The following is a 22282-nucleotide window of genomic DNA, read 5'->3' as shown; positions in this document are numbered from 1 at the left end:
CACGCGAAAGCGGGGGTTGCCCGGTGGCCGGCGAGGACGAGGACTACGGCCGCGCGGTCATACGCATCGACCTCGATGACAGCGGGGCCGTCGCGGATGCGCGTGACCTCGGCATCCGGATCCAGCGCGCTCTCAACCGCGCAACTCGCGGTATCGGCGCGCAGATCCGCCGCAGCATCCAAAGGGGCCTGGACGCCGCTGCGGTCACTGTCCGGGTAACCCCGGACCTGCGGCGGTTCGATGCGCAGCTCCTGGACGGGCTGCGCTCCCTCGACTCGATCAACATTCCGGTCGCGCCTGACCTGACCGGGTTCGTCGAGCGGCTTCGGGCCGCGCTCGCCGGCGAAGAAGTCTCGATCCGGGTCGTCCCCGATCTCGACGGGTTCGACGCCCATATCAGGGCTCACCGGCCGCCCGACGTCACGGTCAACGCGAACGTCGACGTCGATAACGACCGGTTCACGCGGGCCCTGGCCGGGCTGTCCGGGGTGGCCGGTCGCCTCGGCACGGCGCTGTCGTCGGCGCTCCGCTTTGGCGTACTCGGGATCGCCGCGGCGGGCGCCGCGCAGGGCGTCCTCGCGCTCACGGCCGCTCTCGCCCCGGCCGCCGGAATCGTCGCCGCGTTTCCGGCGGCGATGGCCGGGGCCCAGGTCGCTCTTGGCACCCTGCAGCTTGCCGTCCTCGGAGTCGGCGATGCCCTGTCGGCGGCGTTCTCGGGTGACGCCGCCAAGTTCGAAGAGGCGCTGGAGAAGCTGGCCCCGGCCGCACAGCGGGCCGTCACCGCGGTAAGGGATCTCGGGCCGGAGCTGCAGAAGGTCCAGCAGTCCATTCAGCAGGCGTTCTTCGCCCAGTTCGCCGACGACGTCTCCGCGGCGATCAAGAACCTGCTGCCGCTGCGGACGCAGCTCGCCGCACTGGCGACCGAGTTCGGCCAGGCCGCCGACGAGGGCCTGAAGTTCGCGGCATCGCAGCAGGCTGTCGGGCCGCTGCACGCCATCATCCAGGGCACCACGCAGGCCGCAGCCGGGCTTCAGGCTGCCGTCGCCCCCTTGGCGAAGGGCTTCCTGGACGTCGCCGCGGCCGTCTCGCAGGCGTTCGGGTCTCAGATCGGCGGCGCAATCGCGCAGGCAGGCGCGCAGTTCGGGACGTTCCTGTCCGCGTTCGCGGCGTCGGGCCGCGCGGTTGAAGCGGTACGCGGCGCAGTCGGTGTCTTCCAGCAGCTCGGCGCGATCGCCTCCAACGTCGGGCAGATCGTGTCGGGGGTATTCGCGGCGGCGTCCGGCGCAGGCGGCGGGCTGCTGAACAACCTTCAGACGATCACGGGTGCGTTCCGTGACTTCGTCCAGAGCGCGGCCGGTCAGGAGGCGGTCGGGAACGTCTTCCGCACGGTTGCGACGATCGCCGCGCAGCTCGGGCCGATCCTGTCCGCGCTCGTCACACAGATCGGGCAGATCGCTCCCGCCCTCGCGCCGGTCTTCTCGACCCTGGGCCCGGCGATCACCGGGGTCATCAACGCGCTCGGGCCCGCCCTGGCGGCGATCGCGCCGAGCCTCCAGACTGTCGCGTCCGCGCTCGCCGACGGGCTCGCCATCATCGGGCCGAGCCTCGGGCCCGTGGGTGCGGCTGTCGGCTCGGTCCTGTCCGCGCTGTCCCCGCTGCTGCCGCTCGCCGGTCAGCTCGTCGCGGTCCTGGCGCAGGCGCTCGCGCCAGTTCTGCAGACCCTGGCGACGCTGTTCACGCCGATCATTCAGGCGCTGGTCGGCGCGCTCATGCCCGTGTTGCCGCAGATCGCGCAGGGGTTCGGGATGCTCGTGCAGGGCATGGCGCCGCTCGCCGCCGGGGTCGGGCAGGCTGTCGCTCAGATTTTCGTCGGGCTCGCCCCGCTGCTGTCGACGCTGGCCGGCGTGCTCGTGCAGGTGGCGACCGCACTGGTGCCCGTCTACACCGCGTTCGCTGACGCTCTGCTGCCGGTGCTGCCGCCGATCGTCGACGCGATCAACGCGATCTTGCAGGCGCTGATCCCGATCCTGCCTCCGATCGCCGGACTCGTCGCTGCCCTCGCGCCGCTCGTCGTCCTGATCGTCCAACTCCTCGCGCCTGTGCTCCAGGTCGCCGCGGCGTTCGCGTTGTGGGCCGCGATCAATATCGTCGTCCCGATCATTCAGGGCGTCGTCGGTGTACTGACCGGGCTCGTGTCGGGGCTGACGTCGGCGGTCACGTTCATCACCCAACTGCCCGGCATGATCGTTTCCGGGCTTTCGGCGCTCGGCTCGACGATCACGACGTTCTTCACCGGCCTCGTCACGACCATCGGTTCGTGGCTGACGACCGCCTTCACCACGGTCGTCGGCTTCTTCACCCAACTACCCGGAATGATCATGTCTGGGCTTGCCGCGCTGCCGGGCCTGCTCGTCGACCTGTTCGTGCAGGCCGTTGCGGCCGTCGGCATCGCGATCCTGACCGCGATCGCGGCCGTCGTGTTCATCTTCACCGCGCTGCCGGGCCGGATCGTCAGCGGCCTGTCGTCGCTGGGCTCGCAGCTGCTGTCGGTCTTCACATCGGCGTTCAACTCGGCCCGCTCGGCGATCTCGTCGTTCCTGTCATCGGCGGCTGCGTTCTTCTCGTCGTTGCCGGGCCGGATCGCATCGGCCGCCGCCGCGCTGCCCAGCCGTCTGTCCGCGTTGTTCCGGTCGGCCGGATCGAGCGCCCTGTCCGCCGCGCGGTCCTTCGGCTCGTCGATCGTCTCGTTCTTCTCCGGCCTGCCAGGCCGGATCGTGTCGACCCTCAGCGCCCTGGGTTCCCGTATCGCGGGTGTGTTCAGCAGCGCCGCGGGCGCAGCGCGAGGCGCTGTCTCGTCGCTGATCTCCGGGATCGTGTCCCTGTTCTCGGGCCTGCCGGGCCGCATCGCCGGCGCGCTCGGCAACATCGGCTCGCGGATCATGTCGAGCATCAAGAGCGGTCTGCCGTCGGCCGTACGCAAGTACTTGCCGTTCGCGGACGGCGGCATCGTGCTCGGGCCCACCCACGCCCTGGTCGGGGAGGCGGGCCCGGAGGTGATCATCCCCCTGACGAAGCCGAAGCGGGCCCGGCAGCTGGCCGCGCAGTCAGGTCTGGCCGAGATGCTCGGCAATGACGGCTCCTCCTCCACGCCGGGCAGCGACGGCGGGGTCACCATCGCGCCCGTGTTCAACATCTCCCAGGTCGGCGACGCCGAGACGACCGCCGCCCGGGTCATGCACCGCATGGCGCTGACGTACAGCATGTGACCTGGTGGGGCGGCCGTAAGCTGAGGGACGCCGCTGGTTGTGGGCCGGGCACCTCTCCGAATTAGGGGTGCCACGTGCTGACCGACTTCCTCCAGGTAGGCGGTATCGAGGTCATCAACACGGCCCGCCTACGCGCCTACCTCGAGACCGTCGGCTCCCCGCTGGACTCCGGCCCGGACATCTGCGGCTGCGACACCCTCACCGCCGACGTCCTCGACCCGGACGGCCGGCCGTACACGACACCCGACGACCCGGACAACCCCGCACCCTGGTACGACCCCGACGTCCCCGAGTCCGCCGACTTCGCCGGGTTCCTGCCGCTCTCCTTCGATGGCATCGACGACTATCCGGTGAAGCGGGTGGTCACGAACGCCGTTGTCGGCGGCGGCGCGCTCGGCCCCGCCCGGGTGCAGCCGCGCACCATCACCGTGACTGGCCTCCTCCTCGGCGCCACCTGCTGCGCCGTGGAGTACGGACTGCACTTCCTGGCCGAGGCGTTGCAAGGCTGCACCGGCAGCGCGTGCGGCGGCGACTGCGTGAGCATGTTCAACTGCTGCCCCGGCGAACAGGAAACACCAGCCGAATTCAACGAGCGGCACCGCCGCACCTACCGGCGCGTGGCGCTGGTGGACGGCCCGACGGTCACGGCCCGGCACGGCGACGGCAACTGCGCCTCCGGGCGGTGCTCCATCGGCGCGGACATCATCACCGTGGAGTTCGTTCTCGTCGCTGCCACTCCGTGGGCGTGGACGGACGAGATCCCGCTGCTGGACGTCCACTTGCCGGCCGACGACGACACCGAGTGCATCACGTGGTGCCTGCACACCGGTCAGAACGCCTCGGGTGAGTGCGCCGATGGGTCGTGCCGGCTTGCGGGCTGCCCGGACGTGGCGGCCGCGTGCGCGGACCCGTTCTGCACACCACCGGCGCCCCCTCAACCGGCCGTGCCCTCCTCCTGCTTCTGTGAGGCGCTCGCCACGAACCGGGAGTGCTACGAACTCGATCTGTCCAACCGTCCGGCGTGGGGCACGGATGTGCCTGTGATCTCGGTCTTCGCCGGGAGTGAGGACCTGCGGCGGCTGACGATCTCCTTCTACGAGCGGGCCGAGCAGGACGGGGACCTGTCGTGTGCGGAGATCGCGGACCGCAAGCGCTGCGACCCGCTCGCCGTGTTCGAGGTCGGGTTCGTCCCCGCCGGTGGCACGCTCGTGCTGGACGGGCAGATCGGCCGCGCCACTGTGGAGTGCGGGGGCAACTGCGAGACGAGCACGAGTGTGTGGGGGGCAGGCGGCGCCTCTCCGACATGGCCGGCCTTCGACTGCGCCTCGGTCTGCGTCTGCCTGGAGACTGACGCCATCCACCCGCCCGCCGACGACGCGCGCCTGACGATCGGGGTCACCGGCCGCGGCTACTGATCGGCCCTGCGGCCCGCTTCAACGATGCGAGCGAGATCGCCATCCACGGGGATGTCGAAGGTCTGAGCGATCTCGACTACCGCTGTTCCCACTCGCCTACGCAGGCGCCGCAATGCGTTGCAGAAAGGATTCCAGTTCCGCCGTGCCCGGTTGCTGCTCATGCCGGTGAGGAACTGACGCACCGCTGCCTGAATCTCCCGAAGACCGCTCCGCAGTTCGATAGTTTCGCACTCAGGGATTTGCTCGCTGAGATAGGACCGCAGACGCTCAGCCGAAGTGACGACCTGATCGGCGATCTCCGATTCGTAGACGTCGTAGAGCATCCGATGATCTTCCAGACGGTGCAGGGCCTCCCGGGCCCGTCCCCGATCGGTCTTCACAGCCTCCCAGTTCGCCGAGACGCCCGTCAGCGAGACGCCCACCGAAGTCAGCCGCTTCTTCTTGGTCCGCTTCCGCCAGAACCACATTGTTCCTCCCCGGACCGTGACCGACTTCCTGTCTCACAGCGCCCAACCGTTCCCCAGCCCTCTGCCTGATGACTTACCGCCGGCTCGGGCCGTTTAGTCTGGCGTCGTGCCGCTGGTTTTGGGCCGGGCCTCCTTCTCTCGCAGGGGGCCCGTTGTCTTCAGCAGGGTGTGGCGTCCACTCGGCCTACATCGTGGATCGGGGCGGAGCGGTGGTGACGCCGGCGGACACGCTGGTGTCCGTGGACTGGACGAGGATCCTGGACGACGTGAGCACGGCGCACGTCGTCATCAACCCGGACGGCGACTGCTGCGCACAGCTCGGCAAGGTGCGCACGTGGCGTCACAAGCTTGTCCTTGCCCGCGACGGTGTCACCGTGTGGGAGGGGCCGATCATCCAGGCCGAGTGGTCGTTCGGGAAGGTGGAGCTGTGGGCCTCCGACATTCTGGTGTGGCTTGACCGGCGCGTTCCGCACGAGTCGATCGTGTTCGACGGCTCCGACCTCACCGACATCGCGAGCTGGCTGATCGAGGACGCGTTCGCGCCGGATGACCCGGGCCATACCGTGGACATCCTCGGGCGCTCCGGTGTGGAGGGCGGACGGCAGTACACCGAGGACATCGGGCAGAGCGGCGACCACCTCCGCGATCTCGCGGATACCGGCCTCGACTACACGGCCATCGGCTCAACGATCGTCCTCATGCCGGAGGACTGGGACGCGAGCGTCGGCACGCTCACGGACGTCGACTTCCCCGAGGGCCTGGTCGTCGCCGAGGACGGCTCGGCGCTCGTGACTCGCTACATCGTGCACGGCGACGAAGACAGCGGTGTCAAGGGCGTCTCGGGCGGTATGGATTCCTACTACGGGCTGCTCGAGCGCAGCGTGGAGGAGACCTCGGTGACGACGAGTGCCTCGGGGGCGTCGGCGGCGCGGTCGAAGCGTGCGTCGGCGTACCCGGTGCCGGTGTTCCTTAGTTCCGACGAGGTGACCCTGTCGCCGGAGGCTGCGGTGGACGTGGCCAGGCTCGTGCCGGGCTGGTGTGTGGACGTCACCACCGCGGCGACATGCCGGCCGCTGCGGCAGCGGTTGAAGATCGGCGGCGTGAAGGTGTCGGAGGACGGAGACGGCGAGAGTGTCCAGGTCACCCTTGCGCCGCTGAGCAGCGATCTGGGGGACTGATGGCGATACGAGGATCCGCAGCGCGGCGCAACCTGGACCCCATGGGCGGCGTCCTGCGCGACCTGAACCGCCAGTCGAGGACGCTGTCTCGGAAGCCGGGCCGACGTGGGCGCCAAGGCGACCAGGGGCTGCAAGGTGAGCAGGGTGTCCCGGGGGTGCCGGGACCGCCGGGGGAACAGGGTGTGCCGGGGCCGCCCGGACCACGGGGCGCGGCACCCGCCGCCGCAGTCCTCACGACGGCCGCTGACGGCCGCGCCACCTGGACGTACGCCGAGCCGTTCGCAGAAGCCCCGGTGATCAGCGCACTGCCCGTGGATCCTCACCCGGGCGACGACCACACGGTGACGGTGACCCTGGAGCAGGTGACCGGCGAGTGCGCGATGGTCCGCGTGTGGCGGACGCAGCCGCTTCTCGGCCTGGGCCTGCTGCCGTTGCTGCCCGCTGGGGCGGGGGTGCAGGTGCACGTCACTGCGAGTGGTGAACCGGCCAGCTAACCTCTGCGGGTAGCCGCTGGTTGTGGGCCGGGCACGTGCGATTCCCCGGGAGGGGCTCTCATGGCGCGCGCCTGCGTATGCGACGACTACTTCACGGTGGACTCGGACACCGGTGAACTCTGCCTGAAGCCGGGCACGATGGGCCTTCGCCGGGTCGTCGTCCACAACGACCCGGGCACCTTCCAGTTCCGGAAAGCTGATTTCCCGTGGCTGGCGAGGGTGTTCGTCCGGGTTCAGGGGGGCGGAGGCGGCTCGGCTGGAGCGAACGCGGCCGCCAATCAGTGCATCGTGCGCCCCGGAGGCGCGGGCGGCGGCTACAGCGAGCAGCTGATTGCCGCGTCGTCGCTGGGTGCTGTGGAGACGATCGTGGTGGGTGCCGGCGGCGATGCGGGCGGGACGGCGACGAGCGGCGGGGCCGGCGGCAGCAGTTCCTTCGGCGGGTTCGTGACGGCCAACGGGGGCGACGGGGGACACTCGATTCAGACCTCGGGCACGGTGGCGGACGTGTCGTCGGGCGCGGCGGCCCCGTTCGCCGGCCGCGGCCAGTTCGCGCAGGGCGGCGCCCCCGGCGGAGGCGCGATCCGTCTCAACGGCACCAACGGGATTTCCGGCGCAGGCGGTGAGTCGTACCTGGGCCACGGCGGGCAGGCGCGCGCCAGCGAAGGCAACGGCACCGGGCCGCGCGGCTTCGGCGCCGGTGCGGGCGGCGGGCTCTCCTACGGCGGCTCGGTCAACGGCGCCCCGGGCGGCGGGGGATGCGTGATCGTGGAGCTGTACGGCTGAGCTGCCGCAGTTGGGGGCGTTGTCCCGCGCCGTAGACTGACGTTCACGCCGCTGGTTGTGGGCCGGGCCGAGATCACCTTTGAAGGGTGGGCGTCTTGGCCAGGTGTCAGTGTGGCGGTGACGGCTGCAACTGCGTGGTCATCGCCGGTGAGAACGCCGAAGTGACGGGCGCGGGCAGCACGCTGAACCCTTATGTGGTCTCGGCCGTCATCGGCTGTGAGGACGTCCGCCCGTGTATCTCGGCCGGGGACGGCATCAGCTACGACGCGTCGACCGGCGTCGTATCAGCGCACCTGTCCGGCCAGGCCGGAAACAACGTCGCCATCGGCCCGGACGGCGGCCTGTTCGTCCCCACCGGGGCGGCGACGGTGAGCGTGGGGTGCGGCATCACCGGTGACGGCTCCGCCAGCGCGCCCGTCACGGCCAACACCGGGGCGTGGCCGTATGCGTGCGACGTGGACACCTTCGGCGGTGTCGTGGCCTGCGACAGCAACGGCGTCCTGCGCTCGGAGCCACGCGGCAAGGTCTCCATGACCCGGTACGGGGAGACCCGGACGTACAACCGGGCGGTTCCGGCGGGGAGGATCCAGAGGGCGGACACGTTCTCCACCACGATCACCAACCCGGACACGTGCCGCCCAGCCTTCGTGGTCGTGGAGCGTGAAGTGGACGTGTTCTTGACCCTTCCCGCGGGTGCTGGAGCGGCGACGGGCTTCGACGGCGACGAGATGTACTACACCCGCAACAGCGGATCGAGCACCATCTCGGGCGCTCACGCGCAGGGAACGAAGGTGCTTGCGGGCGGCACGATCCCCGCGGGCGGCCGGATGACGGTCACGTTCGATGCGACGGTCGGGCGGGGCTCGGGTGGCGCCCGCTACACCCAGATCATCGGCATCATCCGCTGCTTGATGATCAGTCTGTGAGGACGACCATGCTTGAAAGCGTCGCGGCGGCAGAACCTGTATCGGCCGTCTATCACGTCGTTTACGAGGACGGCACAGCCGGCCGTATCGAAGTCACCGCTGGAGCTGTGCCCGAACTGGCCCGCCCGGGTTGCTTCGTAGAGCAGGAGGACTACCAGGCGCGGATCAAGGCCCTTCAGGACCTGGAGGCTGCGGTCCTCGCCGACGAGGAGGCCACGCAGCACGGGCAGGCCCTCGCGGACTACACGGCGCTCACCCTGTTCGGGCTCGCCGAGGAGACCGCGCGCCGTCTGTCTGGCTACGACGGACCAGGCCGTCCGGAAAGTTAGACTCCCAGGTAGCCGCTGGTTGTGGGCCGGGCGAGAACTCTCCGCATGAGGAGTGGTCCCCTTGGCCGGTTGCGGGTGCGGTAGCCGCAGGTGCACGTGCACCGTCACCGCTGGCACCGGCGTGCAAGTCGGTGGCAACGGCAGCACGTCGAACCCTTACGTCATCAGCGCGAAGCCGCCGGTCACCGGTTGCGGTCTGACCGGTGACGGCACCGCGGCAGCTCCCCTCGCCGCGCACGTCGGGACTTGGCCGTACGCGTGCGACCTCGACACCGTCGCCGGAAGTGTGTACTGCGATCCGGCCAGCGGTGAACTGCGCGGCGACCCGCCGTACTGGGCCGATTTCCAGGGAAACCAGACCACCACGCTTCTGAGCACCCCGCTTCGGGTGCCGGCTGCCGAGCAGGTGGTGATCGACACGATCTCGGTCGATATCACGAACCCTGATCCGTGCCGCAGGGCGATCGGGCTGCTGTTCCGTGAAGTCGACCTGGACTTCGTGCTGCCGCCGGGCTCGGGCGCCATGGCCGGTATCGACGGCGACGACATGAACTATCTGGGCAACCAAGGCAACGCGACGATCTTCAACACCCACTCCCAGGACAACAAGCTCAGCGTCTTCACGCTCAACCCTGGGGCGACGCGCACGATCACGATGAACGTCGAGGCCGGTCGCGGCAGCGGCGGCGCGACGATCACCAAAATTCAGAAGTCGATTCGCGCCTGGGTCTGGTCGAACCAGTTCAACTGACAGGAGCCGCAGTCATGGCAGACCAGACCTTTTACTACGAGTACCCGGACGGCGCGATCGCCGAGCGGGTCACGACGGCAGACGACCCGGAGCACCCGGAAGGCGTGACGCTGCTGACGGCGGCCGAGTACGCCACGAAGAAGGCGGCGATCGAGACGGCTCTCGCGCAGCAGCAAGCCGACGTCCAGGCGGCGGAGACCGCGGCGAAGAAGAACGCGTACGACGCACTGATCGCCGCCGGGATTCCCGAGGAGGCGGCCCGGACGCTGTCGGGCTACCGGCCCGAGCCGACGGGCGGTGCGTGATGGCAGACCCGATGACACCAGCTGAGTGGCGTGCCGCGCTGCGTGCTGAGGGCGTGCGGTTCGTCGAGTACCGCGGCTGGACCACGCGCGGCCGGGACGCGGCCACGGGCAAGACGTTCGGGCCGGTTCACGCCGTGCTCAATCACCACACGGCTGGCCGTGACTCACTCGCGGCTGTCGCCGTGAACGGCCTGCCGGACTTGCCGCCGCCGCTCGCTCACGCGTACCTGCCGAAGTCCGGTGTGTTGACGCTCGTCGCCGACGGCCGCGCCAACCATGCCGGGCTGGCTGCGAAGAACGTGGTCGACGCACTCGTTGCCGAGCGAGACCTTCCGAGGCAGTCAGCCGGGTCGGGCACGGTCGACGGCAACGATGCGCTGTACGGGATCGAGGTCGAAAACCTCGGGGACAACGTCGACACGTACACGGCCGAGCAGTACGACACCTGGGTCCGCTTCAACGCGGCGATCTGCCGTCATCACGGCTGGTCGGCCGCGTCCGTGGCCGGTCACCTCGAAACGAGCGTCGAGGGCAAGGTCGACCCTCGCGGGCCTGTGGCCGGTTACGGCAACCGCGGACGCTTCACGTTCACGATGGACCGCTTCCGCGCGGACGTGGCCGAGCGCCTGGCCCACCCGGCGAGCTGGGACCCCACCCATGAGGAGGACGACGACATGCCCGAGTACGCGAACCTTGGCCTCGCGAAGCCGTTCACGCTCAAGCCCGGCGCCTGGGACTCGATCGAGTTCACGCAGGAGTGGAACGACACGGCCGGCGACCACGGCACGAACGGCAGCGTCTTCGTCCGAGGCGCCGCTCGCTTCACCGGCAGCGTCAGCCTGACGTTCTCCGGGCTGCCGGTCGGCGACGCCGTGCAGGTCCGGATGAGCGAGTACGACGGCGACGAGCACAAGGCCGATCACCCGGTGCACGAGGTCGTCGGCACCGAGGGCGGGACCTTCCAGGTCGTGCCGCTCACGAAGCGTCTCCCCGCCGGGCGAGGAATGCGGGTGCGGCTGCTGAACCAGTCGGACGCGCCGATCACCGTCGAGAGCGCCGTCCTGACCGCGCTCGTCTGGAAGGAGTAACCCTATGCTGCTGCCCTCCCTGCTGCGCACGCTCGTGCCGCTCCTGGCCGGCTGGATCATCGTCGCCCTTACCGGGCTCGGGTTCACGCTCGACTCGAACTCCGCGCAGACCGCCGTGGCGTTCGCCGTCGCGGGCGCCTACTACGTGGTGTTCCGGCTCGTCGAGCGGGCGGCCGAGAAGTTCGGCGGTCCCCTCTGGCTCCAGGGCGCGGTCGGCGCGCTGCTCGGCTATGCCCGGCCGCCGCGCTACAAGTCGACTGATGACGTCGTCGAGCTGCTGCGCCAGAGCCGGTCATGACCGTGCAGCCGCCGGAACCCGGCGTCTACATCTCGCCGACGCAGACGTATACGGAAGTTCAGCGGCTGGTGCGAACGGTGGACCAGATCAACGGCAAGATCGACCGCATCCTCGAAGACAACCGTGAGATTAAGGGCGACGTGTCCGACCACGAGACGCGGCTTCGCGCGCTTGAACTCGGCGAGACCGAGAGGCAAAAGAGGGAGACGATGCGGATCGACGAGCTCGAAACTCGCCGGTGGCCGTTGCCCGCGCTCGGCGCCGTCGCCGCCCTTGTGGGTGCGGCCGGTGGCGCCGCCGGGTTCTTCCTGCGCTGACCGTCCCGAGTGGCTTTGTAGGTGAGAGTGGAGGCCAGATGTTGGTGGGTTCTGACTCCAGTGAGGGGAGTATCGGGGTGCATCAGCTAGAGCGTGTCTCCTTGTTCGTGGACTACGCTCCGGCCATGGGTAAGTTCCTCGCGGTCCTGAATGGCGCGGCCGACGACGCTGACAAGGCGGAGTTCACCGAACAGCAGCGAAGTGAGTTCATGAACGCGTGGGCGGCATGGGCTCAGAGGAACAAGCACGCGCTGCTCGATCCCGGCGCGCCACTGTTCCGCAAGAAGCTGGTGACGGCCCAAGGCGTCGAGGACTTCACCGACTCGAAGACCGGATACGCGATCGTGGAGGCCGAATCGCACGATGACGCGGCGCGGCTCTTCAGTGAACACCCTCATATCGCCTTGATTCCAGGGAACTCGATCGAGGTCCTTGAGTGTCCGTCCATCCCTGCCTAGGTTCTGCTTCCTTGGTCATCGTCGTGTCCAGATGAGGATGGCGGCGAGGTGCAGTGCCGCCTGGTAGGCGAGGGCGAGCTTGTCTGTCCGCATGGCCAGACCGCGCCACTGCTTGAGCCGATTGATGCAGCGTTCGACGGTGTTCCGCTCCTTGTATGCCTCGGCGTTGAAGTCGGGCGGTCGGCCTCCGGCACGGCCTCGCCGCAGACGGTGGCCGACCTGATCGGAGGGCTGAGGGATGACCGCACGGATTCCACGCCGCCGGAGGTGATCCCGGATCGCGCGGGACGAGTACGCGCGGTCCGCCAGGACGGCATCTGGTCGGGTCCTAGGTCTTCCGGAGCCGCTTCGCGGAACACGGATGCTAGCCATGACGGCCTCGAAGGCCGGTGCGTCGCCCGCCTGGCCTGCGGTGACACGCAAGGCCAGCGGCCGTGCACGGCTGCTGGCAAGGTGGATTTTCGTGCTCAGGCCGCCGCGCGAACGTCCGAGCCCGTGATCATCGGGTTCGTCCCTGTCCGGCGCCCCTTTTTCTCGGCTCCGGCGGCATGCTGGTGGGCCCGGCAGACGGTGGAGTCCACCGACACGGTCCAGCCGATGTCCTCGCCGTCGTCCGCTGCTGCCAGGACGGCGCCGAGGATCCGTTCCCAGGTTCCATCCACGGCCCACCTGATCAGTCGTTTGTGAGCTGTTTGGAACGAACCGAGCTCGTCGGGCAGGTCCCTCCATGGCGAGCAGGTGCGGTACTTCCAGGCGATGGCCTCAAGGGTTCGGCGGTGGTCGGCCCATCGCCGCCCACGGGCTGGATCTGCCGGCATCAATGGCTTGATCCGGTCCCACATCGCATCAGTGATCACTAATCGGACGGACATATCTGATCAACTGCCCAGCCGACCAAAGAGACACGCTCTAGCCCTGGGTGGCTCAAGTGCCCCTTTCGAAGGTCGAGTTGTACGCGGCGATACGCCATGACGCTCGGGTCGAAGGGCTGTCCAGCACTCCTATCCGTGACTCACGGTGCAAGGTAGCCACTGCCGCGATGTGACGCATGCCACATGCGGTTCCTGTCAGTAATCAGGGCGCTGTTCCGCTCAGGTCACGGAGAGCCAAGCGAACCGACAGGAGCAGCACATGAAGCACCGCATCGTCGTCCTCGGCGCCGGCTATGCCGGGGCCTACGTGGCCGGAACTCTGGCCCGTCGGCTGTCCCCGGCGGACACCGAGATCACCGTGGTCAGCGCCGAGCCGGACTTCGTCCAGCGGCTGCGGCTGCACCAGCTCGCGGCCGGACAGGAGATCAAGGCTCCACCACTCGCCGACGTCTTTGTGGGCACGGGGATACGGCTGCGCCTGGCCCGTGTCACCGCCGTCGACCCCGAGCGCCAGGTCGTCGCTGTGGCCGACGCCGAGGGCGGCGGCGAACTCGGCTACGACACGCTCCTCTACGCGCTCGGCAGCCACGCCGCCGACCACGGCGTCCCCGGAGTGGCCGAGCACGCCTTCGACGTCAGCAGTCGTCCGGCGGCGCTGCGCCTGCGCGAGCGCCTGGACAGCCTGAGCAGGCGGGACGAGGACGGGAGTGTGCTGGTCGTCGGCGACGGGTTGACCGGCATCGAGACCGCCACCGAGATCGCCGAATCCCGGCCCGGCCTGTCGGTGGCGCTGGTCGCCCGCGGCGAGCTGGGCGCCCCGCTCTCCGCCGGAGCCCGCAGCCACCTGCGCCGGGCCTGCGACCGGCTGGGCATCACCGTCCTGGAGCACACCAGCGTCGAAGCCGTCGAAGCGACGCGGGTGCTGTGCGCCGACGGCACCGCCTTGGCATCCGACGCGACCGTGTGGACGGCCGGGTTCGCGGTCAGCCCCATCGCCGCCACCAGCGGGCTGGAGGTCACCGAGAACGGTCGGATCGTCGTCGATCGCACCATGCGGTCGGTCTCGCACCCGAACGTCTACGCCGCCGGCGACAGTGCCTACGCCATCGGCGACAACGGCCGGCCACTGCCGATGTCCTGCGCTTCGGCCGGCTACACCGGCATGCAGGCCACGTCCGCGATCGTGGGACGCCTGACCGGCCGCAAGATCCCGAACACCAAGCTGGACTACCTGGGCAACCACATCAGCCTCGGGCGGCGGGACGGGATCCTGCAGATGGTCGACGGCGAAGCGCAAGCAAAGCCGAAGTATGTGGTCGGCCGGAAGGCCGCGCGGATCAAAGCGGGCATCCTCAAGATGTCGCTGTGGACCACCTCGCACCCGACCTTCGGCCTGCCCAAGCTCAAGCGCCACCTGGCCGCCGTACCGGATGGGGCAGCCGAGAGGATGGTCGCGTAGCCGCCTGACGAGGGAGGTCCGCGTGGACAGCACCGCCACTGATCGCTTCGACACCAGCCGGTTCGAGGCCAGCCGGAACCGGCTGGCCTCGCTGGCGTACCGGCTGCTGGGCTCCGCCGCCGACGCCGAAGACGCCGTGCAGGACGCGTTCCTGCACTGGCAGGCCACCGACCGGCAGCTGATCAAGGTGCCGGAAGCATGGCTGACCAAGGTCGTCACCAACCTGTGCCTCGACCGGCTCCGCTCGGCACAGGCCCGCCGCGAACGCACCGTCGGCGCCTGGCTGCCCGAACCGCTCCTGGACGGCGACCCGATGCTCGGCCCGGCCGACACCTTCGAGCAGCGCGAATCGGTCTCCCTGGCCGTGCTGACTCTCATGGAACGCCTGTCACCCCTTGAGCGGGCCGTCTACGTCCTGCGCGAAGCGTTCTCCCACCGCCACGCCGAGATCTCCGAGATCCTCGACATCACCGAATCCGCAAGCCAGCAGCACCTCCACCGGGCCCGGCACCGCATCACCGCCGCGCGCCCCAGCGTCGGCGAAGTCGACCCGGCATCCGCCCGCAGGATCGTCGAGGAATTCCTCGCCGCTGCCTCCTCAGGCCGCACCGAACGCCTGGTGGCGCTGCTCACCGACGACGCGACCGCGATCGCCGACTCTAACGCCGCCGGCCCGGCCAAGACGCTGCTGCAGTACGACACTCCGCAGCGCATCGCCGACATCGCACGGGCCGGTTTCAAACCCACACCCGCGAAACGGCGACTTGCCGGCGGCACGCCCGCCATCCACTACGCGCTCGTCAACGGCGCCCCCGCCATCCTCTTCGTGATCGGCGACCAGGTCATCGGCGCCGTGACGTTCGACATCACAGCCGGCAAGATCGCAACCGTGCGCGGCATCGCCGCCCCCACCCGCCTCGTCCGCCTCACCGAAGCCTGGCGGCAGCACGGACCGGACACGCCGCTCGTCACCCAGTGGTGACCCGCCACAGGCTCAACCCGCACAAGGTGGGGGGCGCCAGGTGGAGTCATTTCTCACCTACAAAATCGGCACCCCCACCCACCGGGTGGAGTCAGAACTGACTTACAAGTGGCGTCAACCGTCACCTACGAAGCCACTCATTGACCTGGCGGCAGTCAATCCTCCTGCTTAACGGAGCGCAGCATGACCGAGAAGACGGGCGAGTCAGGAAACGGCTTCTGGTCACCCAACTTGCGATAGCCCCATGCCTCGTAGACGGCTTGGACAGCGCCGTCGCCATTCGCCGGGTTGACGAGCAGGGTCACGCGCTCCTCTGCCCGATGGCTCAGCCAGGCCTCGTGGAGCTGCCAAGCAACGCTCCGTCCCCGCCACTGCTTGCGCACGACGATTTCGTTGAGTGCGACGGTGCGCTTTCCATCCTCGGCGGTGACGTCGGCAGGCAGAGGGGTGAGCATGTTGTTCCACCACTTGGTGTCTGGTGCAAGGGTCGTGCCGAAGCAGAAGCCAACGGTCTCGCCGTTCTCGTACCCGAGTACCGCTGTCCACCCGGGTCGCGATGCGTACGCAGATAGGCGCTCGTCAAAGCGCTCCATGTCGTAGAACGGGCCTGTGAGGCCGAAGTCGCGGTGGCGGACCTCGACATGCGTGTCGAGGATCTGCTGCCGGATCTCGGGGAGGTCCTCGGCGACATAGTGCTTTACGTCGACCGTCACGGTGTTTGATCTCCTTCGGCGTAGCGGTCGGCCCACTCGACCGCGATGCGGGAACCGGGGGCCAGGCGGGTCAGCCCCTGGTCGAACTGTTGCAGAAGTTTGCCGGTCCGCCCAGACGTCTTTTGCCCCGGTGCAGGCAGATACTGGAGAGCTGTTGCATACGCCTGCTCGGCTTCGCCCTGGGCGAGTTGCGCTAGGGCGAGGTTCAGCCCGTAGTACGTGCGGTTACGGCGGTACTCGGGACGCAGGCGGGCCAGCGTTCGGTGTAGGTGGGCCTCGCTGTCGGCGTGCCGCCCCAACCGGCCCATGACCAGAGCGGACAGGCCGTCCAGTTCCGCGCGGTCGAAGAAGGCCATCCAGGCCGCGCGCTCATCCTCAAGGTCGGCCCGTTGGTACGCCTTCTCGGCCGCGGCCAGGCTGCGCCGTGCCGGAGTGTCTTCACCTAACGCTGACTGGATGCCCGCCAGTCTGGCGCTGGCAAGAGAGCGGAACAGAGGGTCCTGTCGGCAGATGTGCTCGCGGGTCCCAGCTTCGGCCGCGGCCAGAGCGTCGTGCATCTGATGTTCTTGATACGAGAGAAGCGCCGCGTGTCCCCACAAACGCATCTGCATCTCGCTGCTTCCAGCCATGCCAGCTAGCTTCATCGCCTGATGGAGGTGGCCCAGTGCACGCTGAGGATGCTGCGAGTCAACGGCTGCCCAGAGTGCCGTCCCGGTGAATGCGGCAGCGAGGTAGTACAGGCGTTGCCGGACCCGGGTCGCTGCCTGGCCGACGGCTTGTAGGTCGAGCGCGTGCTGAGCGTGGGCAAGGGCGCGGGTTTCGAGTCGGATGCTGGCGCCAGTCTCGTTGTCGTCGTGTACGAGCTCCACGAAGTTGCGTTCGAGGCGGTCTGCGTCGCTCATGCCGACCCGGCGGGAGCCGTTGGACGGCGCGGAGGGAAGCAGGGCAGCAGCCGTCAGGGAAGCCGTAGCGGTGGTGAAGGTGCGGCGCCGCACAGAGTCCTCCGATGGTGCTCGTTCTCGTCCGGCGGGAGGGCTGAAGCCCAGTTCTTCCGCTGTGACACCGAATTCTTCTTCGAGGACGAGCCGCTGTCTTGTCTGTGGCCAACGGGTTTTTCCGGTCACCCAGTTCCTGACGTGGCGATCGGTCAGCTTCCCTAACTGGCCTGTCAGGGCGCCGATTCGCTGGTTCAGGCGGTCTGCTAACTCGCCTTGTGTCAGCCCAGCGCGTTCCATGCGCGCGGCCAGATGCGGGTTACCCGTCATGTCCTCACGGTAGAGCGATCCGTGCCTACGGCAGAGGCGGAAGGTAAAAATTTCCGGTTGGCCGCGTAGAGACCGCTCCCGCAATTACCTGTCAACGCCAGGTAGTTAAGCGGTTACCTCGGATGTGCGGACGTCTTCCCCAGCCGTAGGGCGAGGCTCCACGGTGACGAGAGAGCGGAGGTAGCCCGGTGAAAGGAGAGCTGCAACGAGCTGCGGCGGACGAGGTGGAGGGGGAAGCCGTGATGATGCTTAAGGAGCGGCAATTCGCCGTCTCCCAGTGGCTCCTGACCGCCGCAGATGACCGGGAAGTGGCGCGTTCCCAATGGGCTGACCAGGGCATCGCGCTCCTGTGCTGCGGCGGCGTCCTCTCCGCTATGCGTATCCCCGCCCGTCTGGTGTGGGCGGCGGCCAGGACGGATGACCTCAACGAGGTGGACGACTTCCTGCGCCGCTTCTTCAGTGGAGGCGCGGTGTTCATGGATCTCCACGCGCAGCGTTACTACGCCCTGGTAGGCGGGGCCACGCGATGGCCGTGGAGAGGACGGGACTTCCCCGAGGTGGGGCGCCTCGGCCGTGACACGTTCCTCGGCGTACCTGCGACCCACCTCACCGAGCCGCGCGGGCGCTCGTACTGGTGTGTCCCGATGGAGTCCCCCGGAGACCTGACCTACATGGATGAGGTGGGGGATCTGTGCCACCGCGGGCGGGCGGCGCTGGCTGAAGTAGGTGGCCTGTGAACGGCGATGCCTTCGCCGCTGCGCCCGCGCTCCCCCTCCCCGAGGCCCTCATGCCTGACTCGTTAGCGACCAGCGCCATCCCCACACGCCGCGGAGAACCACGAGTGCCCTTACGTGACATGACCCTGATCGTCAGTCCGATCGGTGAGGACACAGACCTGCGGGCAGCACTGGAGGATCTAAAGCTGGGGCGCTACTCGGCCGCCCGTGACCTGTTGTCGCGGACGGGTTCGCACTGGGCATTGCGTACGAGCCGCAGCCAGCTTCTCGCCGCCGGCGCGGGGGAGGCCGGTGTCTTCAAGGCATGGCGGGATGAGGAGCCAGACAGTCCGCACGCCTGCATGATGTGGGCGCGGGCGCTCACCCGGGCGGCAGTGGAGGCCTACCGCAAGGGCGAGCGTCAGCAGGTGGTGGGGCGTGCCGCGGCCCTGGCCCAGCAGGAGTGGCGGAGGCTGGACCACCTGTGGCCGGAGTGTCCGGTGCGGTGGATCGGCCGCCTGCACCTCACCCAACTCCCGTACTCGGCGAGCTACTTCGACCCCTACGCACAGAGGCGCCGGGCTCCGTGGGATCAGCTGGACGATCCCGCCATGCACTATCGGGGGCCGTGGCCGCTCCTGGACGAGGTCAACCGGCTCCACCCCGGCAACCGGGAGAGCCATCACCGCATGCGCGAGTACTTCCTGTACCGCGGCGGCGGGGCAGCGGCCGCCATGCAGTTCTCGGCCTGGCTCGTGTCCGGCAGGCTGTCGAATCCTGAGCTGCTCATGCTGCCTGTGTACTCGCTCCTGGACCTCTACCGGGAGCGGCACGGCGACGGTCGGGGCGGCGCGCTCCAGTTCTGGCAGACCGCGCAGGTGCGGCACTACGCCTGCCGGGCCTACGACGAATGGTTCGCGCCTCTTCCGGCCACCGAATACCCGTGGCTCTCGATCTCCGATCTGAGCCATCTGGCTCATGCCCTGGTGGCCTGCGGAGAAGACGACCGGGCCGCGTGGGTGTTCAAGGCGATGGGCCCCTACGCCATGCCGCAGCCCTGGAAAGACGTCAACGCCAGCCTCGGCCGCTCTCGGGACTGGACAGACGCATTCCTCCGCATCCGCGCGTCCGTCTTGCGATAGCAGCGCCGTGGCGCACAGCCGGGCACCGCCAGGTCGCCAACGCGCCCCTGACCCATCCGTCTCCCCTTCTTCACCTGAAAGTGGATCTCTGGTGTCTCACAGAAGCGCTGCCATGACTGCACCAGCCAGTGACGATGACGTCCTGGCTGCCCTCGGGATCAAACCCGAGCTGTCCCGCAAGATGGGGCCCTTCGGCAATTTCGCGATCAGCTTCTCGGTCATCTGCATCCTGGCCGGCGGCATGAGCTTGTTCGGGTTCGGCCTGGGCCACGGCGGCCCGGTGGTCATGCTCGGCACGTGGATCATCATCGGCTTCATGACGCTGCTGGTCGGCCTGTCCCTGGCCGATGTCGTCTCCGCCTACCCCACCAGCGGCGGCCCGTACTTCATGGCCGACAAGCTCGGCGGGGCCGGCTGGGGCTGGGTGACAGGGTGGCTGAACCTGCTGGGCCTGCTCGGTGCGATCGCCGGTATCGACTACGGGGCCGCCACCTTCGCCGGAGCCTTCGCGCAGATGCAGTGGGGCATCACCCCCACGGACGGCACCACGATGACCATCTTCGCGTGCATCCTGCTCCTGCACGGGCTGCTGAACTCGGCCGGGGTGCGCCTGGTCACCGTGCTGAACTCGATATCCGTGTGGTGGCAGCTGCTTGGCGTGGCCGTCATTGTCGGCGCCCTCACCATCGCCCCGGCCCAGCATCAGTCGGCGAGCTTCGTGTTCACGCACTTCCACAACGACACCGGCTTCTCCAGCCCCTTCTACGTGCTTCTCATTGGCTCGTTGTTGGCCGGTTACACGTTCTGCGGCTACGACGCCTCCGCCCACGTGGCCGAGGAGACCAACGACGCGCAGACCTCCGCGCCCAAGGGCATCGTCCGCTCCATCTGGGTCTCCTGGGCGGCCGGGTTCGTTCTCCTGGCCGGGCTGCTGTTCGCCATGCAGGACTACACGGCTACGCAGAACTCTGCGACCGGGGTGCCGCCCGCGCAGATCTTCCTCGACGTCCTCGGCGCGAGCGGGGCCAAGGCGCTGCTCCTGGTCGTCATCGTGGCGATGCTGTTCTGCGGTAACGCGGAGGTCGCCGCGGCGAGCCGCATGGTCTACGCCTTCTCCCGCAGCCGGGCCCTGCCGGGCTGGCAGAGCTGGCGGATCGTGAATGACCGTACGAAGACGCCCACGCGGGCGGTGTGGTTCGTCATCGTCGTGCCCTTCGTGCTTGCCCTGCCGGCCCTGTGGTCGCCTGCCGCCTATGGCGCGATCACCGCGATCAACGCGGTCGGTATGACGCCGGCCTACGGCATCCCCGTTCTCCTCGCCCTGGTCAAGGGCCGCGACTACCGGCCCGGCCCGTGGAGCCTGGGGCGCTGGCGTCGGCCCATCGGGTACGTCGCGGTCGTCTACGTCGTGGTCATCACCCTCGTGTTCTGCCTGCCGCAGTCCTCGCCGATCACCGCCGACTCCTTCAACTACGCCGGGGTGACCCTGCTGGCCGCGCTGCTGCTGGCCTGGGGCACCTGGCTGACCCGCGGCAAGCAGCAGTACCAGCTCACCGCAGCCAGCGCGGCCCGGCCCGGCGAAGCCATGATCAGTGAGGGTTTCTGATGAACGCAGAGACCAACCGCACCGACGCCCCGTGGCCGACAGGACCGGTGACCCCGGAAACGCTTCAGCGCCTGCTGAAGGACCGGTCTGTCACCGACATCATGCTGGCCGTGCCGGACCTCCAGGGTCGGCTCCTCGGCAAGACTTTCAACGCCCCGGTGTTCCTGGAACGGATGACCGACGGGGCGGAGATGTGCTCCTACGTCCTGGCGACCGACGTCGATATGACACCTCTCGACGGATTCGACTTCACCGGCTGGGAGCAGGGGTTCGGTGACTTCCTCGTCACCCCGGACCTGGACAACGTGCGGATGCTGCCGTACCGGCCCGGCACCGCCCTGGTGTTCGGTACGCCGGTCCACGACGACGGCACTCCCGTGGAGGTGGCGCCCCGCCGCATGCTGGAAACCCAGATCGAGCGGCTCCACGAACTGGGCTATGTGGTGAAGGTGGGGGTCGAGAGCGAGTTCGTGCTCTACTCGGACGGGCCATCAGGTCGGACACCGGTGTGGGGTGAAAATTTCGACTACGGCCTGTACTACCCGCCCCATGTCAGCGACGTCTTCCGCCACCTGGCCGATGCGATGCGCGACGTCGGCATCGTCCACGAGGCGATCAAAACGGAAAGCGCAGCGGGCCAGACCGAGGTGACGCTCGCCTACGGTGAGGCGCTGAAAGCCTGCGACGACTACGCGGTCTTCCGTCACCTCATCCGCGACATCGCCGGGCGGCACGGCATGGTCCCCGTGTTCATGGCCGCCCCCGAGACCGGTGTCGGCAGCGGACTGCACCTGCACGTGTCGCTGTGGACCGAGCGCGACGAGCCGGGATTCGCCCACCACCGGGGACAAGAGCTGCCGCCCCTGATGGAGCGGGCCATCGCGGGACTGCTCTCCGCGCTGCCGCACATGGCCCCGCTGTATGCGCCCACCCCCAACGCCTACAAGCGCTACCAGCCGCACTCGTTCGCCCCCACCCGCTACAGCTGGGGATTCGATCACCGCGGGTGCGCGATCCGCGTCACCGGCCACGGCAACGGCGCCCACCTTGAGGTCCGTCTCGCCGGCGCCGACGCCAACGCCTATCTCGCCCTGGCCGCCTACCTCGCCGCGATGGCCCACGGCCTCGAGGAGGAACTGTCGCCGCGGCCGGCCTGCGACGGCGACGCCTACCAGGACCGGGCCTCCATCCCCCTCTACGCCGATCTCGCCGAGGCCCTCCAGCACTTCGAGCACAGCACCATCGCCCAGTCCCTGCTCGGCAAGGACGTCGTGCGGCACTACGCCCACGCAGCCCGGGCCGAACTCGCCTGGTACCGCACACACGTCTCGGACCTGGAACGGCTCCGCGGCATCCGATGAGCCCCCTGCCGCCGGGTGAGACTCCCCCTCGGCGGTAGGGCCCCGCTCCTTGCCGCCCAGCCCTGGATCGCTACTCCCCGGTCTGGGCGAC

Annotated in this window: 23 protein-coding genes; 19 read left to right on the top strand and 4 right to left on the bottom strand. The window is 68.8% G+C overall.

Features of this window, described 5'->3' with window-relative positions; translation table 11 throughout:
* Nucleotides 1-23 precede the first annotated feature (23 nt).
* Entirely contained in the window at nt 24-3266 is a 3243-nt protein-coding gene (locus QF027_RS23070; protein WP_307076731.1) for a hypothetical protein, read from the top strand.
* A gap of 74 nt (nt 3267-3340) precedes the next feature.
* Nucleotides 3341-4681, top strand: a complete 1341-nt coding sequence (locus tag QF027_RS23065) for a hypothetical protein (protein ID WP_307076729.1) — start codon at nt 3341-3343, stop codon at nt 4679-4681.
* On the opposite strand, the gene QF027_RS23060 is transcribed toward QF027_RS23065, so the two are convergent.
* Complete coding sequence (locus QF027_RS23060; protein WP_307076727.1) at nt 4675-5148, bottom strand: hypothetical protein; 474 nt, start codon at nt 5146-5148, stop codon at nt 4675-4677. The genes QF027_RS23065 and QF027_RS23060 overlap by 7 nt on opposite strands.
* Nucleotides 5149-5360: 212 nt before the next feature.
* Here QF027_RS23060 and QF027_RS23055 point away from each other — a divergent pair, with 212 nt between their 5' ends.
* The 11 genes from QF027_RS23055 (at nt 5361) to QF027_RS23005 (ending at nt 12075) form a co-directional block, all read left to right on the top strand.
* The gene (locus tag QF027_RS23055) at nt 5361-6326 is read left to right on the top strand and encodes a hypothetical protein (RefSeq protein ID WP_307076725.1); all 966 of its coding nucleotides are present in this window, start codon (nt 5361-5363) and stop codon (nt 6324-6326) included.
* The gene (locus QF027_RS23050; RefSeq protein WP_307076723.1) at nt 6326-6820 is read left to right on the top strand and encodes a hypothetical protein; all 495 of its coding nucleotides are present in this window, start codon (nt 6326-6328) and stop codon (nt 6818-6820) included. The genes QF027_RS23055 and QF027_RS23050 overlap by 1 nt, the downstream gene beginning before the upstream one ends.
* Before the next feature lie 60 nt (nt 6821-6880).
* Nucleotides 6881-7603, top strand: a complete 723-nt coding sequence (locus QF027_RS23045; RefSeq protein WP_307076721.1) for a glycine-rich domain-containing protein — start codon at nt 6881-6883, stop codon at nt 7601-7603.
* Between the two features lie 95 nt (nt 7604-7698).
* Nucleotides 7699-8529, top strand: a complete 831-nt coding sequence (locus QF027_RS23040) for a hypothetical protein (protein WP_307076719.1) — start codon at nt 7699-7701, stop codon at nt 8527-8529.
* Between the two features lie 8 nt (nt 8530-8537).
* Nucleotides 8538-8858 (top strand): hypothetical protein, encoded by a 321-nt coding sequence (locus tag QF027_RS23035; RefSeq protein ID WP_307076717.1) that lies wholly within the window; start codon nt 8538-8540, stop codon nt 8856-8858.
* A 121-nt stretch (nt 8859-8979) separates the two neighbouring features.
* The gene (locus tag QF027_RS23030; RefSeq protein ID WP_307076715.1) at nt 8980-9609 is read left to right on the top strand and encodes a hypothetical protein; all 630 of its coding nucleotides are present in this window, start codon (nt 8980-8982) and stop codon (nt 9607-9609) included.
* A gap of 14 nt (nt 9610-9623) precedes the next feature.
* The gene (locus QF027_RS23025; RefSeq protein ID WP_307076713.1) at nt 9624-9914 is read left to right on the top strand and encodes a hypothetical protein; all 291 of its coding nucleotides are present in this window, start codon (nt 9624-9626) and stop codon (nt 9912-9914) included.
* Between the two features lie 11 nt (nt 9915-9925).
* Nucleotides 9926-11002 (top strand): peptidoglycan recognition protein family protein, encoded by a 1077-nt coding sequence (locus QF027_RS23020; protein WP_307076711.1) that lies wholly within the window; start codon nt 9926-9928, stop codon nt 11000-11002.
* Nucleotides 11003-11006: 4 nt separating this feature from the next.
* On the top strand, nt 11007-11300 hold the full coding sequence (locus QF027_RS23015) for a hypothetical protein (protein ID WP_307076709.1): 294 nt from the start codon (nt 11007-11009) through the stop codon (nt 11298-11300).
* Nucleotides 11297-11617, top strand: coding sequence for a hypothetical protein (locus tag QF027_RS23010; RefSeq protein ID WP_307076707.1), 321 nt, complete (start codon nt 11297-11299; stop codon nt 11615-11617). Before QF027_RS23015 ends, QF027_RS23010 begins: the two co-directional genes overlap by 4 nt.
* Nucleotides 11618-11742: 125 nt before the next feature.
* Complete coding sequence (locus tag QF027_RS23005; RefSeq protein ID WP_307076706.1) at nt 11743-12075, top strand: hypothetical protein; 333 nt, start codon at nt 11743-11745, stop codon at nt 12073-12075.
* Nucleotides 12076-12090: 15 nt separating this feature from the next.
* Here QF027_RS23005 and QF027_RS23000 read toward each other — a convergent pair.
* A protein-coding gene (locus tag QF027_RS23000) for an IS5 family transposase (protein WP_307076704.1) occupies nt 12091-12947 on the bottom strand; the annotation gives its coding sequence in 2 pieces (ribosomal slippage) (nt 12091-12605 and nt 12605-12947; 858 coding nt in all).
* Nucleotides 12948-13206: 259 nt separating this feature from the next.
* Between QF027_RS23000 and QF027_RS22995 the strand changes: the two genes are divergently transcribed.
* Both QF027_RS22995 and QF027_RS22990 read left to right on the top strand, forming a co-directional pair.
* Nucleotides 13207-14406: an NAD(P)/FAD-dependent oxidoreductase gene (locus tag QF027_RS22995; RefSeq protein WP_307076702.1), complete on the top strand. Its 1200-nt coding sequence runs from the start codon at nt 13207-13209 to the stop codon at nt 14404-14406.
* A gap of 22 nt (nt 14407-14428) precedes the next feature.
* A complete protein-coding gene (locus QF027_RS22990; RefSeq protein WP_307076700.1) occupies nt 14429-15388 on the top strand; it encodes a sigma-70 family RNA polymerase sigma factor in 960 nt (319 codons plus the stop codon).
* A 155-nt stretch (nt 15389-15543) separates the two neighbouring features.
* Here the strand turns inward: QF027_RS22990 and QF027_RS22985 are convergent, their stop codons facing one another.
* Both QF027_RS22985 and QF027_RS22980 read right to left on the bottom strand, forming a co-directional pair.
* Entirely contained in the window at nt 15544-16101 is a 558-nt protein-coding gene (locus tag QF027_RS22985; RefSeq protein WP_307076697.1) for a GNAT family N-acetyltransferase, read from the bottom strand.
* Nucleotides 16098-17366 carry a hypothetical protein gene (locus tag QF027_RS22980; RefSeq protein WP_307076695.1) on the bottom strand — a complete coding sequence of 423 codons (1269 nt, stop codon included), beginning with the start codon at nt 17364-17366 and terminating at the stop codon, nt 16098-16100. The genes QF027_RS22985 and QF027_RS22980 overlap by 4 nt, the downstream gene beginning before the upstream one ends.
* Nucleotides 17367-17605: 239 nt before the next feature.
* Between QF027_RS22980 and QF027_RS22975 the strand changes: the two genes are divergently transcribed.
* The 4 genes from QF027_RS22975 (at nt 17606) to QF027_RS22960 (ending at nt 22191) form a co-directional block, all read left to right on the top strand.
* Complete coding sequence (locus QF027_RS22975; RefSeq protein ID WP_307076692.1) at nt 17606-18103, top strand: hypothetical protein; 498 nt, start codon at nt 17606-17608, stop codon at nt 18101-18103.
* A gap of 119 nt (nt 18104-18222) precedes the next feature.
* Entirely contained in the window at nt 18223-19224 is a 1002-nt protein-coding gene (locus QF027_RS22970) for a hypothetical protein (protein ID WP_307076690.1), read from the top strand.
* Between the two features lie 112 nt (nt 19225-19336).
* Nucleotides 19337-20830, top strand: coding sequence for an amino acid permease (locus QF027_RS22965; RefSeq protein ID WP_307076688.1), 1494 nt, complete (start codon nt 19337-19339; stop codon nt 20828-20830).
* Entirely contained in the window at nt 20830-22191 is a 1362-nt protein-coding gene (locus QF027_RS22960) for a glutamine synthetase family protein (protein ID WP_307076686.1), read from the top strand. The genes QF027_RS22965 and QF027_RS22960 overlap by 1 nt, the downstream gene beginning before the upstream one ends.
* The last annotated feature ends 91 nt before the right edge of the window (nt 22192-22282 follow it).

The sequence above is a fragment of the Streptomyces canus genome (assembly GCF_030816965.1).
Lineage (GTDB): Bacteria > Actinomycetota > Actinomycetes > Streptomycetales > Streptomycetaceae > Streptomyces > Streptomyces canus_E.
The sequence above is the reverse complement of the archived record's forward strand: the minus strand, read 5'-3'. Positions and strand labels throughout refer to the sequence as shown.

What these genes read in the sequence shown, in the direction of transcription:
- QF027_RS23035 (WP_307076717.1), top strand. Translation starts at nt 8,538, where the DNA reads ATGCTTGAAAGCGTCGCGGCGGCAGAACCTGTATCGGCCGTCTATCAC.
- QF027_RS23060 (WP_307076727.1), bottom strand. Translation starts at nt 5,148, where the DNA reads ATGTGGTTCTGGCGGAAGCGGACCAAGAAGAAGCGGCTGACTTCGGTG.
- QF027_RS22995 (WP_307076702.1), top strand. Translation starts at nt 13,207, where the DNA reads ATGAAGCACCGCATCGTCGTCCTCGGCGCCGGCTATGCCGGGGCCTAC.
- QF027_RS23010 (WP_307076707.1), top strand. Translation starts at nt 11,297, where the DNA reads ATGACCGTGCAGCCGCCGGAACCCGGCGTCTACATCTCGCCGACGCAG.
- QF027_RS23045 (WP_307076721.1), top strand. Translation starts at nt 6,881, where the DNA reads ATGGCGCGCGCCTGCGTATGCGACGACTACTTCACGGTGGACTCGGAC.
- QF027_RS23020 (WP_307076711.1), top strand. Translation starts at nt 9,926, where the DNA reads ATGACACCAGCTGAGTGGCGTGCCGCGCTGCGTGCTGAGGGCGTGCGG.
- QF027_RS22965 (WP_307076688.1), top strand. Translation starts at nt 19,337, where the DNA reads ATGACTGCACCAGCCAGTGACGATGACGTCCTGGCTGCCCTCGGGATC.
- QF027_RS22970 (WP_307076690.1), top strand. Translation starts at nt 18,223, where the DNA reads ATGACCCTGATCGTCAGTCCGATCGGTGAGGACACAGACCTGCGGGCA.
- QF027_RS23015 (WP_307076709.1), top strand. Translation starts at nt 11,007, where the DNA reads ATGCTGCTGCCCTCCCTGCTGCGCACGCTCGTGCCGCTCCTGGCCGGC.
- QF027_RS23050 (WP_307076723.1), top strand. Translation starts at nt 6,326, where the DNA reads ATGGCGATACGAGGATCCGCAGCGCGGCGCAACCTGGACCCCATGGGC.
- QF027_RS22980 (WP_307076695.1), bottom strand. Translation starts at nt 17,366, where the DNA reads ATGACGGGTAACCCGCATCTGGCCGCGCGCATGGAACGCGCTGGGCTG.
- QF027_RS22960 (WP_307076686.1), top strand. Translation starts at nt 20,830, where the DNA reads ATGAACGCAGAGACCAACCGCACCGACGCCCCGTGGCCGACAGGACCG.
- QF027_RS23005 (WP_307076706.1), top strand. Translation starts at nt 11,743, where the DNA reads ATGGGTAAGTTCCTCGCGGTCCTGAATGGCGCGGCCGACGACGCTGAC.
- QF027_RS23025 (WP_307076713.1), top strand. Translation starts at nt 9,624, where the DNA reads ATGGCAGACCAGACCTTTTACTACGAGTACCCGGACGGCGCGATCGCC.